The 13,998-nt window shown below is 59.3% G+C and carries 11 protein-coding genes; 9 read left to right on the forward strand and 2 right to left on the reverse strand.

Going from position 1 to position 13,998, the window contains the following annotated elements:
- The first annotated feature begins 75 nt into the window (after positions 1–75).
- The 4 genes from A7J50_RS10550 (at position 76) to A7J50_RS10555 (ending at position 4,094) form a co-directional block, all read left to right on the forward strand.
- Positions 76–2,496: a TonB-dependent siderophore receptor gene (locus A7J50_RS10550; RefSeq protein WP_082895857.1), complete on the forward strand. Its 2,421-nt coding sequence runs from the start codon at positions 76–78 to the stop codon at positions 2,494–2,496.
- 180 nt (positions 2,497–2,676) lie between these two features.
- Positions 2,677–3,054 carry a hypothetical protein gene (locus A7J50_RS31900; RefSeq protein WP_237140896.1) on the forward strand — a complete coding sequence of 126 codons (378 nt, stop codon included), beginning with the start codon at positions 2,677–2,679 and terminating at the stop codon, positions 3,052–3,054.
- A gap of 127 nt (positions 3,055–3,181) precedes the next feature.
- Entirely contained in the window at positions 3,182–3,544 is a 363-nt protein-coding gene (locus A7J50_RS31370) for a hypothetical protein (RefSeq protein ID WP_156526268.1), read from the forward strand.
- A 1-nt stretch (position 3,545) separates the two neighbouring features.
- A complete protein-coding gene (locus A7J50_RS10555; protein WP_064451735.1) occupies positions 3,546–4,094 on the forward strand; it encodes a hypothetical protein in 549 nt (182 codons plus the stop codon).
- A gap of 26 nt (positions 4,095–4,120) precedes the next feature.
- Here the strand turns inward: A7J50_RS10555 and A7J50_RS10560 are convergent, their stop codons facing one another.
- Complete coding sequence (locus A7J50_RS10560; protein WP_064451736.1) at positions 4,121–5,272, reverse strand: MFS transporter; 1,152 nt, start codon at positions 5,270–5,272, stop codon at positions 4,121–4,123.
- Positions 5,273–5,630: 358 nt separating this feature from the next.
- Here A7J50_RS10560 and A7J50_RS10565 point away from each other — a divergent pair, with 358 nt between their 5' ends.
- The 5 genes from A7J50_RS10565 to A7J50_RS10585 all read left to right on the forward strand — a co-directional run bounded on the left by A7J50_RS10565 (position 5,631) and on the right by A7J50_RS10585 (position 12,716).
- Positions 5,631–6,617: a diaminopimelate epimerase gene (locus A7J50_RS10565; RefSeq protein WP_064451737.1), complete on the forward strand. Its 987-nt coding sequence runs from the start codon at positions 5,631–5,633 to the stop codon at positions 6,615–6,617.
- 301 nt (positions 6,618–6,918) lie between these two features.
- On the forward strand, positions 6,919–8,937 hold the full coding sequence (tssI, locus tag A7J50_RS10570) for a type VI secretion system tip protein TssI/VgrG (protein WP_064454899.1): 2,019 nt from the start codon (positions 6,919–6,921) through the stop codon (positions 8,935–8,937).
- The gene (locus A7J50_RS10575) at positions 8,937–9,773 is read left to right on the forward strand and encodes a DUF4123 domain-containing protein (RefSeq protein ID WP_064451738.1); all 837 of its coding nucleotides are present in this window, start codon (positions 8,937–8,939) and stop codon (positions 9,771–9,773) included. The genes tssI and A7J50_RS10575 overlap by 1 nt, the downstream gene beginning before the upstream one ends.
- Positions 9,766–10,548 (forward strand): hypothetical protein, encoded by a 783-nt coding sequence (locus A7J50_RS10580; protein WP_064451739.1) that lies wholly within the window; start codon positions 9,766–9,768, stop codon positions 10,546–10,548. Before A7J50_RS10575 ends, A7J50_RS10580 begins: the two co-directional genes overlap by 8 nt.
- Before the next feature lie 11 nt (positions 10,549–10,559).
- A complete protein-coding gene (locus A7J50_RS10585; protein ID WP_064451740.1) occupies positions 10,560–12,716 on the forward strand; it encodes a lipase family protein in 2,157 nt (718 codons plus the stop codon).
- Positions 12,717–12,725: 9 nt separating this feature from the next.
- On the opposite strand, the gene codA is transcribed toward A7J50_RS10585, so the two are convergent.
- Positions 12,726–13,961: a cytosine deaminase gene (gene codA / locus A7J50_RS10590; RefSeq protein ID WP_064451741.1), complete on the reverse strand. Its 1,236-nt coding sequence runs from the start codon at positions 13,959–13,961 to the stop codon at positions 12,726–12,728.
- Between the last annotated feature and the right edge of the window lie 37 nt (positions 13,962–13,998).

The following is a 13,998-nucleotide window of genomic DNA, read 5'->3' on the forward strand; positions in this document are numbered from 1 at the left end:
TACGTCTTCTTCTGCAACTGCAACTGGTTTGCATTAACAGTCGCGCACTCTTGCGATCACAGGACTAGGTTCGACGTGAAAAAACTCGCCGTGTACAACAATAAAGTGAGCAACACTAAAATCGCCTGCTGGGCTCCACTCGCCCTGGCACTGGCTGTCAGCGCCGCGTTGCCTGCAGCCTACGCTGCCGATGGCATCCATATTCGGGCCCAGCCGTTGGGCGCAGCCTTGAGCCAGTTGGGCCAGCAAACGTCCCTGCAAGTGTTTTTCAGCCCTGAGATGGTTGCGGGCAAACAAGCCCCTGCGGTAGATGGCAATGTCTCGCCCGAACAAGCACTGGGCCAATTGCTGCACGGCAGCGGCCTGGATTATCAGATGGACGCGGGCTCCGTGACCCTGCGCCCGCAGAGCAACGGCACCGGCGAAGCCGGCTCGCCGCTGGAGTTGGGCGTCACCGACATCAAGGTGGTCGGCGACTGGCTGGGCGACGCCAATGCCGAAGTGGTGCAGAACCACCCTGGCGCGCGGACGGTCATCCGCCGCGAAGCAATGGTGGAGCAGGGCGCGATGAACGTCGGTGACGTATTGCGCCGTGTGCCTGGCGTACAGGTGCAGGAAGCCAACGGCACCGGCGGCAGCGACATTTCCCTGAACGTAGGCGTTCGCGGCCTGACTTCGCGCCTGTCGCCACGCTCCACCGTACTGATCGATGGCGTGCCGGCGGCGTTCGCCCCGTATGGCCAGCCACAACTGTCGATGGCACCGATTTCCGCCGGCAATCTGGACAGCATCGACGTGGTGCGCGGGGCCGGCTCCGTGCGTTATGGGCCACAGAACGTCGGTGGTGTGATCAACTTCGTGACCCGCGCCATCCCGGAAAAATTCTCCGGCGACGTCGGCACCACCCTGGAAACCTCGGCCCACGGCGGTTGGAAACACATTGAAAACGCCTTCGTCGGCGGCACCGCGGACAACGGTATCGGCGCAGCGCTGCTGTATTCCGGGGTCAAGGGTGATGGCTATCGCAGCAGTAACAACAGCAACGACATCGACGATGTGATCTTCAAGACCCACTGGGCACCGACCGATCAAGACGATTTCTCGCTGAACTTCCACTACTACGATGCCAGCGCCGATATGCCCGGTGGCCTGACCCAGCAGCAGTTCCGCGCCAACCCGTACCAGTCGGTGCGTGACTGGGACAGCTTCAGCGGCCGGCGCAAGGACGTGTCCTTCAAGTACATCCGTCAGATCGACGACCGTACCCAGGCCGAAGTGCTGACTTACTACTCCGACAGTTTCCGCGGCAGCAACATCGCCAACCGCGACCTGAAGACCATCAGCTCCTACCCGCGCACCTACTACACCTTCGGCATCGAACCACGGGTGTCCCACGTGTTCGACGTGGGGCCGAGCACCCAGGAAGTCAGTCTGGGTTATCGCTACCTCAAGGAAGGCATGCACGAGCAGGCCAGCAGCCTCAACCTGGTCAACAACGTACCGACGCCGGGCGGCCAGAACGACGGGCACGTCTACCAGGACCGCACCGGCGGCACCGAGGCCAACGCCTTCTATATCGATAACAAAATCGATATCGGCAAGTGGACCATTACCCCGGGCATTCGCTTCGAAGACATCAAGACCACTTGGCACGACCGCCCGGTAGTCGCCTTGAACGGTGTGCGCACCCAGGAGAAAAATCGCGAGGTCAGCAACAACGAGCCGCTGCCGGCCCTGAGCGTGATGTACCACGTCTCCGACGCCTGGAAACTGTTCGCCAACTACGAAACGTCCTTCGGTAGCCTGCAGTACTTCCAACTCGGGCAGGGCGGTAACGGTGACCAGACCGCCAACGGCCTGAACCCGGAAAAAGCCAAGACCTACGAAATCGGTACGCGCTACAACGACAGCGTCTGGGGCGGCGAAGTGACGCTGTTCTACATCGACTTCTCGGATGAGTTGCAATACGTCAGCAATGACGTGGGCTGGACCAATCTGGGTGCCACCAAACACCAGGGTATCGAAACCTCGGCCCACTATGACCTGTCGCACCTGGACCCACGCCTCGACGGCCTGACCGCCAGCGCCGGTTTCACCTACACCAAGGCCACCTCCGAAGGCGATGTACCGTTCAAGGGCCGCGACCTGCCGCTGTACTCTCGTGAAGTGGCGACACTGGGCCTGCGTTACGACATCAACCACTGGACCCATAACCTGGACGTCTATGCCCAGTCCGGCCAGCGCGCGCCCGGCACCGGCACCACTTACATTACCCAAGGCACCGCCGATGGCCAATACGGGGATATCGCGGGTTATGTGTCGGTTAACGTGCGCAGCGGGTATGACTTCGGTGCGCAACTGTCGAACCTTAAACTGGGTGTGGGTGTGAAAAACGTCTTCGACCAGCAGCACTACACACGCTCCAGTGACAACAATTCCGGCTTGTACCTTGGCGAGCCGCGTACGTTCTTCGTACAGGCAAGCGTCGGGTTCTGACCGGCCGTTGAAATGAAACATCGCAGCTCACGGGCTGCGATTTTTTTGCCTGTTTACCCAGCGGCTACCCACTTGCGTACGGCCTGCGCAGGAACTGTTTTCGCGCGTTTGCCACACAGCCTATAACCAGAGGATTTGATCGTACTGGTCGCTTTTCAGACGCTGAGCCAGGGCCCAGACATGACTTCAACTTTGTTTCAATCCGGCCAATCCGCTGGCCGTGGCGCCTTCCACTGCCGGCATATCCTTGCTCGCTCAACATCGGTAAACGTGGACGGGGCATCAGCAGCGCTGCGCAAGGTGCACGCCACCGAAGCGCTGCGAGTGAAAGCCTTTGTGGGCCAGCGCAAATTCCAGGCCCCAGTCGCCGATGATTTTATCCGTGGCCTGCTTGCGCCGGGGCATGCAAGCCAGCCGGATGCCAAGGGGTTGAGGCAAGCCCATTGCATGTGGGCCGCGCTGACCAATGGCCTCGCCGCCTGGTGGCGTGGGCAAAGGCCAGCTTTAACCGGCGTCTCAGGGTCTTTTTACATGCTGTTATGGGTATTCGCCCGTTGACCGGAACTATTGCACGCCACTAACCACATATCCGCTGCTTGCTGCCCAGGCATCAATTCGATGATTGGGGGCACCTTGATGGTGACTTTCAGGCAAGTACAGATCTGCAACAGGTGGGAGATGACGTATGAAGATTGATGGTGCAATACCGTGCGGGCAGCCAACGACGATGGGCGGGCCAGAGGCCCGTTGGGTTTCGCCGCCACCCGTTTTTCATCCACCTTGCGACGCGCAATACGCAACGCCGGATGTGCCGGTACGACGGCCTGCGTTGTTGCGCGCAGGCCTGTCTTCGCTGCGCCACCAGACGCTGCAGAATGCACCCACTGCTCGCGCGAACACCACACCTCCCGGTCCGACCTCGACGGATAGCCAATTGGCGGGCGAGTTGGAGAGACACTTTGGCGACCTGCATGCGTTCTTGAAAGAAGGTCGCTTGACGCAGTCGTCGCTGCGCCAGATCGCAGCGCAAGCGTTGACGGGAGAGTAATGTGCGGGACCGTATGATTCTGGTGATCAGGGAAATTCTCAATCGCCCGTCGCTGAACGACGCGATCATCGATTGCACGGGGTATATCACCCGCGACAGCTTGAACGCCGCCGCCGCCGCATTACGGGGCAACAGCTCCTCCAGCGCCTTCAGCCAGGACCCTTTTCATGGCCAGGGCAACACCGAGGTCGTGCAGGCTTTACAAGGCTATTTCAAACCATTGAGGGACACGTCCAAAGACCGCACGGTGTTTTTTGAAACCGTTGAATATTTGGACATTGCACTGCTTGAAACCGTGATGAATGACCCCGACGACACCGATTCACGGGGCATGCCCATTCTGGAGGCCGCCACTGGGTTACCCAGGAAGAAGTACAGCGAACACTGCGTGTACACGGCAAAAAACATCATTGAGCGCCCGGGTTTACTACGCTCATTGGAGCGCGCCAATAACACGCGTATGTTTGGTCGCCCCAGGCACGAGGGATGGCTTTGCAACAAAAGCCTGGAGCGCTGGCTGGAACAGTACGCGACACACAAAGCCAGGTAACACCCTGGCCTTGTGCGGTGAGCGGTTTACACCTTGAGAATCTTGCCGCTGATAGCCACGCCGGCCAGCAGCATTGCAATCAGCACAAAGGCGGTGCTCAAGCTGCTGCCGTGAGCGATAAAGCCGATGACTGCAGGGCCGGCGAGAATGCCGGCATACCCCAGGGTGGTGATGGCCGGCACCGCGATATGTTCCGGCATGACCTTCTGTTTACCGACGGCGGTGTACAGCACCGGCACGATATTTGAACAACCGGCACCTACCAACGCATACCCCAGCAATGCAGTTTCCCAGGCCGGGAATAACGTAGCGAGCAACATGCCGGCGGTGGCCAGCGTGCCGCCAATCACGATCACCCGGGTGGCGCCCAGTCGTCGAACGATGGCATCACCAGTCAGGCGCCCCGCAGTCATGGTCAAGGCGAACGCCGCATAACCCAGGCCGGCATAGGCTTCATCGAGGCCACGCTCGGCGCTGAGGAACACTGCGCTCCAATCCAGCACCGCACCTTCGGCCAGAAATACGATGAAACACAGGCAGCCGATAAACAGCACCACACCGTGCGGTACAGCAAACGCCGGGCCCGAGCTTTCACTGCCGTAGGGCAACAGGTGCGGTCCGGCTTTGAGCAGTGCCGCCGCCATGATGACGATCACCACCAGTGTTGCCTGCAGCGGCGACAGGCCCAGCCCCAGCAACCCGGCCACTCCCGCCGCGCCGACAATGCCGCCCAGGCTGAATAAACCGTGGAAGCCCGACATCATGGTTTTGCCACTGGCGCGCTCAACGATTACCGCTTGCAGGTTGACCGTCGAATCCACGCTGCCCAGGCCTGCGCCAAACAGGAACAGCGCGGCCATCAGCAATGGAATCGAACTGACTGTGGCGAGCATTGGCAGCGCGAGGCAGATCATGAGGGTGCCGGCCGTCAGTACGCGTCGGCAGCCATAGCGTGAGGCCAGGGCGCCCGCGACGGGCATGGCGATAATCGACCCAACCCCCAGGCACAACAGCAACAGGCCCAGTGTGCCCTCATTGAGATTTGCGCGCGCTTTGGCATACGGCACCAGCGGCGCCCAGGCCGCGATGCCGAAGCCGGCGATGAAAAAGGCAATACGGGTCGACATTTGCTCCAGCCGCCCGGGAACCACGGGCGCTGGGGTGGGGATGGCAGTCATGAAAAATCCTTGGTTTTGCGTTCAACGAACGATGTCCGGCGCGACATCCTTGCACATCAGGCCCTGTCGAGCGAGCCGGGTTCCCTTGGCGATGGGGATTGGCGCGCAGGCGGGGAATTTATTTTTATAGCCTTGGAACGCACTCAAGGGCCGCGACCACACAAAGGCTATCGAGCCTTCAGGCGGTGGTCTGGAAGGTGCGTAATCTGCGCGAGAATGGACGAACCCCAGCTATCTTGCGTTGGATTACCACCTTCCAGCTCACTTCCCACGGGACGACCGTTCTGTAATACGCTGCCGCCAAATGTGAATGCAATTGGACGGATGAGCCGATGAAGATTTTCAGTCAGGTAGCGATATGACCCTGTTCTACGACGCACGGGGCAATATCTATGGCGTGGTCAGTCCGGGCTATTTGCGCAACCGAGGCATTGACGTGCCCGAGCGCGCCGACCTGGCCGCGAACACACGCAAGGATTGGGCTTCGTCGGCTATCGCGTCCGAATGTGGATGGGGCGCGTTGCCGCGTGCAGCGGATGCCAAGGCACACCGCTGCGATGGTTTATTGGTCGGGCCCTTCCAGTCGGCGCCGCCGTTTGACGTACTGATCGTCAATACGGACGGCTCACTTGCCGAGCGCAGTGGTAATGGACTGACGATTTTTTCTCAGTCGCTCACTGATCAAGGCTTGATGACTCAAGGCTGTGAGTTGCGGGTGCATCACGACAACGCGGATACCGCGTCACCCCTTGCGACCTATGTGGAACCTGCGGTCTACGAACAGCTTGCAGGATTCTGGCTGGCCCTGGGACAGCCGGAGTTTGGGCCAGCAGCGGTGGGTGCTTGCGGTATCGATTCGGTTGCCATGGGCGCGCGTGAATTCAGTCACGTCGACGCGCTGGCGGCGATCAACCGGCACTGGGCACAAAGCCAGTTTGTCCGTGTCGGTAATCCCCATTGCGTCACGCTCGTCGAGCAAACCTCGGCGTTACCTGACAATCAGTCGATGCTCCACCCCTCACTGTTTGAGCCGCTGCAGGCGATTGCTTTTGCGCCACCAGCCGGGCGCGGCCAACCGTGTTTGGCCGGGGTTAATCTGCAATGGGCCGCTCGGTCTACAGGCAATCAGCTTATCGCGCGCGTGTTTGAGCGGGGTGAGGGGCCTACCGCGTCCTCCGGGACCAGCGCCAGCGCGGTGGCATGCGCAGCGTGGCGGGCGGGTTGGGTCGAGGCAGGGGACGTGGCGGTGGTCATGCCGGGTGGCACGGCGCCGGTACGGTTGCAGAGTCAGGGTGAAACGCTGCTGAGCGTCAGTTTGTTCGGGGCTGCACGCCCGCAAACCTGAATTTGGAAGTGCAGCTGATATCTTTAATAAGTGTCAGCTGTTTCCTTGTCTGTTAGGTAATTTTGTAGAGTTAGTGTGGGAGTGTTCTCGTTGTTGGAGGAGGGTAACTAATCTTTTGTCTTATTCTGTAAAAGACACTTCCGGCTACACCGTACGAAACTTCTTTTTTATCTTTTAAGGGCCGCTTTTCGCCTGGAATCGCTAAGCTTCAACGCATTCAGGCGCTTTTTCCCGGCAGTTAAATCAGCATCCGAAGGGAGAAAGCCTTTCAATCAAATCATTGATGATGGGTAACTTGCGGATGGTTGATGCGTTTGCTTTTTCATGTTTCAAATTGATACTTCCAGAAGTAAATAACGACTTTCAGGTGCTGGCGTTCAAAGGCCGCGAAGTCGTTGATCAACCCTTTTTCATTAAACTGCAATTAGTCAGTGAAAATCCCTCCCTTGATCTGGAGGCACTGCTCCACCAGCCCGCCTACCTGGACTTCGGCGAAGCCGATGCCGGGCTGCACGGGCAGGTCTACGCGGTCGGCCGGTATGACCCGGGCGTTCGACTCACCCGGTACCATCTCACTCTGGCCCCCCGCCTGGCGTGTCTTGCCCATCGGCGCGACCAGCGGATTTTCCAACAACGCAGCGTGCCGCAGATCATTGCGGCGGTCCTTGAGCACCATGGCATCTTTGCCGACGCCTATGCCTTCGAACTCGGCCCTGTGGTCTACCCGCCACGCACGTTCTGCGTGCAGTACGCGGAAACCGATCTGCACTTTATCCAGCGGTTGTGTGAGGAGGAGGGCATTCATTACCATTTTCGCCACAGCCCGAACAATCATCTGCTGGTGTTCGGTGATGACCAGACTGTGTTTCGGCGCTTGGCTGCGCAGCGCTTTTGCTCGACGGGCGAGCTGGCAGGCGAAGCGAGAGCGATCCGGCGTTTCGACCTGTGCCTGGAAACCCGCACTCGGCAAATGATGCTTCGCGATCACGACTTCCAGCATCCGTCGCTGCGCCTGCAAGACACGGCCGGCCCTGCATCGGCGCAACCCCTCGAAGACTATCGTTATCCCGCCGGTTTCACTGCTCATGCGCGGGGCCGGCAATTGGCGCGTCGTGGCTTGGAGCGACATCAAAGCGACCGTCATCGCGCACTGGGCAAGAGCGATCAACCGGCGTTAAGCAGCGGCCATTTTCTTGAGCTGTGTGAACACCCCGATCCTGCCTGCAACGACTTGTGGTTGCTCACCTCGGTGCGCCATGAGGGCTATCAACCGCAGGTGCTGGAGGAAGCGGTGTTTGCGGCTGACACATTCCAGGGGTATCGCAACCGATTCACCGCAACACCCTGGCGCGCAGCGCACAGGCCGCCCCTCAAACACCCGAAGCCGACCATCCAAGGCAGCCAAACCGCCACTGTGACGGGGCCGGCAGGCGAGGAGGTGCATTGCGACGCCTATGGCCGGGTGAAAGTGCGTTTTCATTGGGACCGCCTGGACAACACCGACGACAAAAGCAGTTGCTGGGTGCGGGTGGCATCCGGTTGGGCGGGAGATGGCTTTGGCGCAATGCTGATTCCGCGCGTGGGCATGGAGGTATTGGTGACTTTCCTGGAGGGCGATCCCGATCAGCCGTTGATCAACGGTTGCTTGCCCAATGCATTGCACATGCCTGCTTATCCTTTGCCGCAACACAAGACGCGCAGTGTGTTGCGCAGCCGCAGTTCCCAGGGCGGCGCGGGTGCCAATGAGTTGCACCTTGAAGACCGCCACGGCGAGGAACTCATCTACCTGCGCGCCCAACGCGATCTGGAGCAGCGGGTGGGCCATGACAGCCGCTTGGAAGTGGCCGGAGAGCGCCGTGAAATTATTCGGGGGTTAAGCACGGTTCAACTGGAAAACGGGGAGTATCGATCCATTACGGGTGATCGCAAGGTCGAGCTCAAAGCGAGCGATCATTTACACGTGCAGGGTGACAGCCAGACACATATTGGTCAGTCCATGGTCATCGAGGCTGGGCAGCAAATCTACCTCAAGGCAGGCGCCAGCCTGGTCATCGACGCGGGTGCGCATCTGAGTTTCAAGGCCGGGGGCGAGCACCTGCTGATCCAGGCGGGTGGCATTTTCAGCAGCAGGCCAATTACCGTCGGTGGCTTGCCTCACGTGACCAGGCCAGCGAACCCTTTGTGGGCAGCGGGTGTACCGAATATCTCGGCGGCGCAGGGCGCCATTCTGGACATGGCCCGACAGTTGGGCGCGGACTTCTGCCCGGTGTGTGAGCAATGTCGCGAAGGCCGTTGCACTGTCACGCAGAGGGCCGCGTGATGCCGAGTGAGCCAGGCCAGTGGATGGCCCAACAGCACCAAGCGGGGCGCCGACTGTGCTTGATCCTTGACGGTAACCACGACGCACGCCAATCGCTCTTGGCGGGCCGCAATCTGTCGCAGTATTGCAGCCTGTACGGTGAAACAGCCGTGGCCGAGCTGGCAGCGGCAGGCCCCGTTATTCTGCTGCTGGAGCAGGTGGGTGAGCCCGCGCTGGTCGACCTGTTGCAGTATCCAGAGGCGAACTGGGGCTGGCTGGGCAGCCTGCCCGACGATGACCTGTCTGGCGTGGTCCGACACTGGCGCGACCGCCTGGTAGTAGGGGCGGTTGGAAGCCAGACCCTGTATCGCTTTCAAGATAACCGTACGTTGGCCCGCGCTCTGGTCCATCTGCCGAACGAGCATTGGCCGGCGTTCCTCGGCCCACTGATCAGTGTGTGCTATTGGCACGACGGCCATTGGTGCCAGAGCGAAAACCCGGCGCCCGGCGAGCATTCGATCCCTGTACCTGCACCTTGGTTGAACACGCCCAACCCCCAGGCCGAAGTCATCCTGCACGCCAATATCCTGCGCTACCTGCTGACCGAGCACAGCGAAAGCCTCGCCGCGCTGGTTGAATTCCAAGACCCCCGGGTCTGGCTGGACCAAGTGCTGCAACAAGCCCGTGCCTGGCAATGGCGGGAGCCGCAGCAGCTCGAATTTTTGGTCGTGCACAGGTTGGAAGAGGCGACGCAAAGCAGCGTGATTCGCTGGCAGCCGATGGTGGGCGAGGCGCCAGGTGATCATTTTGAACGGGTGGTGGAGCAGTGGCGAAGGTTGGGAGATACGCATGAGTAGGTTGATACACAGCGTTTGGGTTGCGCTTGGAATGGGATGGCTGTCGGGGTGTGCGGTGGGGCCGGTTGATCGCTTTACGCTGGAGGTGGATTTACCGGCGGATTTTGAACTTAAAACTGCTGCTAATTACCGCCCGGCTACAGGTGAGACCTGCACGTTGCCAGTACGTAGAGGCAAGCGACCAGAGCGGAAGGTCTTTTTTACTGAGTTCAGCCCGGTGGCCAACCGGGTGAGTTATGAGCTGCCGTTAAGCGAAACCATTGAAGGTTGCCCTTCGGTGCTGCACAGCGTTCAGTTCGAGTTTTATGGGAGGTGGGGGAAGCGGGACACGGACGTCGGCAGGGATTTTGGGAGTATCGCTATTCGAGATCGCCTGCCAGATGATTTTCCGACCATGCCCGAATCTGGGGTTCAGGTGTTGCAAGGGCAATGTCGATGGCATTTTCGGACGGTGGGCCCATTGCATGCGATCAGGAAAATTTTGCAATGCCATTCGTTGGATGCAATGGGGCTGCCAGAAAAAACAAAGCCGGGCGGTGGCGCTCAACGTGATCAGATCGAGGGTAAGAAACTCCGATTGGTGCTGACTGTTACCAAGCAAGAGTTACCTGCGTTTAGAGACAGATGGATAGCGGTTCCGAGAGGGTGGAAGCGTTGCAGAGGAACGAGTTTCGAAGACCTGACGGGGGCTTGTGGCGGCTTTACTACAGACTTTAAACCCATACAAATGCCGGATGGGCGCATATGTGATGTCTACCCAACGTGCAATGAATAAGGAGCGAGTTCATGAAACTGGACGCATGGAAGCAACCATTTTTCAGTGGGAAGATGCCCGCTTGCGCATTGAAAGGGCACTGGGTGAGTTTTTCTTTGGTAGATGAAACTGGCAGTGGAAAGGCTTATGGCGGGCTTCCATACACCCTTTACGACAGTACAGGATGCCAGTACGACGGCAGATTGAATGGTGAGGGATTTGCAAGACTACAAGGTTTTTACTGCGGTCCGGTCGTACTCAAATTTGATGGTCTGTATTCCGGGGCGCAAGCACCGTATTACCAACTGCGGACTCGCGTTGCGTACGAGCTACCTATCACCGAACTTCAAATTCGCGCCGAGCAGACCAGGTTTTCTACTAAAGATGGCCGGCGTACCGAAGGTAATCCGGCACAGTCGCAAGCAGACAGGTTTTACCAGGTTGAGGTGCGGGATTTGGTTCGCCATGTCGCCCATCTTCCACCGGTGACGCCTCGAACTCATCGCCCCCAACGCCATGCATTGAAAATGATGGCGGACCTGGGATTTGGACCACCTCAACCTGCCTTGTCAGGGGTGGTGTTATTCCCGAATCAGCACTCTGTACTGGAAGTCAGACCGCTGCGAGCACTGCGTCCGATGCTGTCTATTGAGGACAGCTTCTGCGCGTTGAACCTGTATCAATTGGCTCTGATGTCTACTTTGAGTTACTGCGATTTTGGTCAGCAACCGCCCAAGAAACCTATTGACCATGTGTCCTTCCCGCTGGACCCAACGGTTGGAAATCTGTTTGCTGAAAAACTGTCGCTATTTGAGGACGCCTGGCGAGTTGATCCCGAGCAAGTCCAGCGTTTTTATCCGCTTTATCAAGAGGTTCCTTACTCCCTGCGTTTTGAAATCCTTCCCTTCGATCCGGAGCTATACCCACAGAATCGTCCGGCATTGGAGCATGAGCAGGAGCATCCTGCGCGCTTACATTTTTTCGATGATGAAAAGTTCGGTACTGACACTCAAGCTTTCATCACTCACCATGATGAAATAGTCCTGATCGCTGTGCGAGGTACCGCCAGCGGTGCCGACGCACTACGAGACGCAAATGCCCACCAAGTGCCATTTTCCGAAGGTGTTGGCAACGCCCATGAAGGCTTTTACCAAGCCTATCGAGCGATGCGAGATTTCGTTTTGCACTACCTCGATCTGTTCCACAGCGGCCAGCGTATTGTGATTTGCGGCCACAGCCTGGGAGGCGCCATCGCTTTGCTGCTGGCAGAAGGGCTGCGCCGAGTTCCCGGGTCGCAGTACAACATCCTCCTCTACACCTATGGCGCGCCCCGCGCCGCCGATTCGGAATTCGCTGACGGTGCCTCATCCCTGATCCACCATCGCATCGTCAACCACAACGACCCGGTCCCCAGTGTCCCCGCCACGTGGATGAACACCACCACCAAACTGTGGGTCCCGGGCGCCGTCACGCTCTTCAGTGCTCCCGCAGCAGGCGGCCTGCTGTTTGCGGCAGGCCTGGTACGCGTGGGGGGCAATCCTTACCAGCATCACGGCGAACAACAGCACTTCATGCCGATCAAACTGCCGGACGGTACGCACTCCTCGGTGTTATGGACGCCCGGCTGTGAATCCATCCTGGAGGCCGGCTGTAACCGTGCGGTGCAACTGCATGGCGATATGCCGGGCCGCGACAACCTGTTGAAACAACTGTTCCAGGCGAACCAGCATTTCATGACCGCCAGCTACATCCCGGCAGCCTGGGCCACCTTGCGTCGCTGGCAACAAACCCTGGATAGCCAGGGGCCTTTGGTCACGCCAAGAGAGTTTGAGTTACTCGACCTTGCGCTAGAAACCATGACTCGACAGTTGCGCAACAAGAACCGCGAACTTGAGCGTCGCCGCCCTGCGAACCAGCGCGGCTGTGGACATGAACACAACCAGGCACTCAACGCAGAAATTGACCGCCTGCACACCAGCCGTCGCCGTCTGGAATCCTTGCGTTGGCGCCGCCTGGAAGCGCGTGACGTGTATGGAAGTCACGCTCAATCCAGCCAGTTGCAGCCCAGCCTGAAACGTTGGTTCAGCCACCGGGAAAACCGTGAATTGGCGCAAATCGCCAGTATTCCTGCACCCATTCAAAGCAGCCCGTTGAACCCGCAACCGTTGGATATCGACTCGATCGTATAGTGGTCGGTTTTACAAGAACTCGACCTGCGCCGGTTGCCGCTTCATCAGCACCTTGCCATTACGGATCGAGTAGAGCGGCAGGCCCTGGCTGCGGATCACCTCGTAGTCGCTGTCTGCCGAGAGGATCAACAGATTGGCCGGGCGCCCGGGCTCCAGGCCGTACCGGTCACCCAAGGCCATGGCCTTGGCGCTGTTGTCGGTCACCAGGTCCAGGGCGCTTTGCAGGTTGCGGTAACCGAGCATGTGGCAGATGTGCAAACCGGCTTCCAGCACACGCAGGATGTTGCCATTACCCAGCGGGTACCACGGGTCGACGATGGAGTCCTGACCGAAGCAGACGTTCATGCCGGCCTCGAGCAGTTCGTTGACGCGGGTGACGCCGCGGCGTTTCGGAAAACTGTCGAAGCGACCTTGCAGGTGGATGCTTTCGGTGGGGCAGGAGACGAAGCTGATTTTTGAGTGCCCCAACAGGCGAAACAGCTTGGCGCAATAAGCGTTGTCGTAGGAACCCATGGCCGTGGTGTGGCTGGCGGTGACGCGTGTGCCCATGTCGCGGCTGCGGGCTTCTTCGGCAAGAACCTCGAGAAAACGCGAGTGCGGGTCATCGGTTTCGTCGCAATGCACGTCTACCAGGCAGCCGGTACGTTCGGCCAGGTCCATGAGAAACTTCACCGAACTCACGCCTTGGTCGCGGGTGTATTCAAAGTGGGGGATACCACCGACCACATCGGCGCCCAGGCGGATGGCTTCCTGCATCAGTTCGCGGCCATTGCGGTAGGATTCGATGCCCTCCTGCGGGAAGGCGACGATTTGAAGGTCGATCAGGTGCGTGCTTTCTTCGCGGACTTCCAGCATGGCTTTCAGTGCGGTGAGGTCGGGGTCGGTGACGTCGACATGGGTGCGAACATGCTGGATGCCGTGAGCGGCCAGGGCCTGGATCGTTTGCTTGGCGCGGGTCTTGGTGTCTTCCTGGGTGATGGTGGCTTTGCGCTCGCCCCAGCATTCAATGCCCTCGAACAATGTGCCACTCATATTCCAGCGCGGTTCGCCGGCGGTGAGGGTGGCATCAAGGTGGATATGCGGCTCGACGAAGGGCGGTATCACCAGGTTGCCGGCGGCGTCCAGGTCGTCTGCCCTTAAGGTTGGCGCCACGGTTTGTGGCGTGATGCTGGCGATCCGGCCGTGTTCCAGGTGCAGATCATGCAGGCCTTCACGGTTGCGCAGGCGGGCGTTGATGATATGCATGGGCAAGTTCCTCTTGGCTAATGACAATCAGGCAGAC

It is taken from the genome of Pseudomonas antarctica (assembly GCF_001647715.1).
Classification (GTDB): domain Bacteria; phylum Pseudomonadota; class Gammaproteobacteria; order Pseudomonadales; family Pseudomonadaceae; genus Aquipseudomonas; species Aquipseudomonas antarctica_A.

Excerpts from the sequence above, each read along its gene's own strand:
- A7J50_RS31900 (WP_237140896.1), top strand. The coding sequence starts at position 2,677 with ATGACTTCAACTTTGTTTCAATCCGGCCAATCCGCTGGCCGTGGCGCC.
- A7J50_RS31370 (WP_156526268.1), top strand. The coding sequence starts at position 3,182 with ATGAAGATTGATGGTGCAATACCGTGCGGGCAGCCAACGACGATGGGC.
- A7J50_RS10560 (WP_064451736.1), bottom strand. The coding sequence starts at position 5,272 with ATGACTGCCATCCCCACCCCAGCGCCCGTGGTTCCCGGGCGGCTGGAG.
- A7J50_RS10565 (WP_064451737.1), top strand. The coding sequence starts at position 5,631 with ATGACCCTGTTCTACGACGCACGGGGCAATATCTATGGCGTGGTCAGT.
- tssI (WP_064454899.1), top strand. The coding sequence starts at position 6,919 with ATGGTTGATGCGTTTGCTTTTTCATGTTTCAAATTGATACTTCCAGAA.
- A7J50_RS10575 (WP_064451738.1), top strand. The coding sequence starts at position 8,937 with ATGCCGAGTGAGCCAGGCCAGTGGATGGCCCAACAGCACCAAGCGGGG.
- A7J50_RS10580 (WP_064451739.1), top strand. The coding sequence starts at position 9,766 with ATGAGTAGGTTGATACACAGCGTTTGGGTTGCGCTTGGAATGGGATGG.
- A7J50_RS10585 (WP_064451740.1), top strand. The coding sequence starts at position 10,560 with ATGAAACTGGACGCATGGAAGCAACCATTTTTCAGTGGGAAGATGCCC.
- codA (WP_064451741.1), bottom strand. The coding sequence starts at position 13,961 with ATGCATATCATCAACGCCCGCCTGCGCAACCGTGAAGGCCTGCATGAT.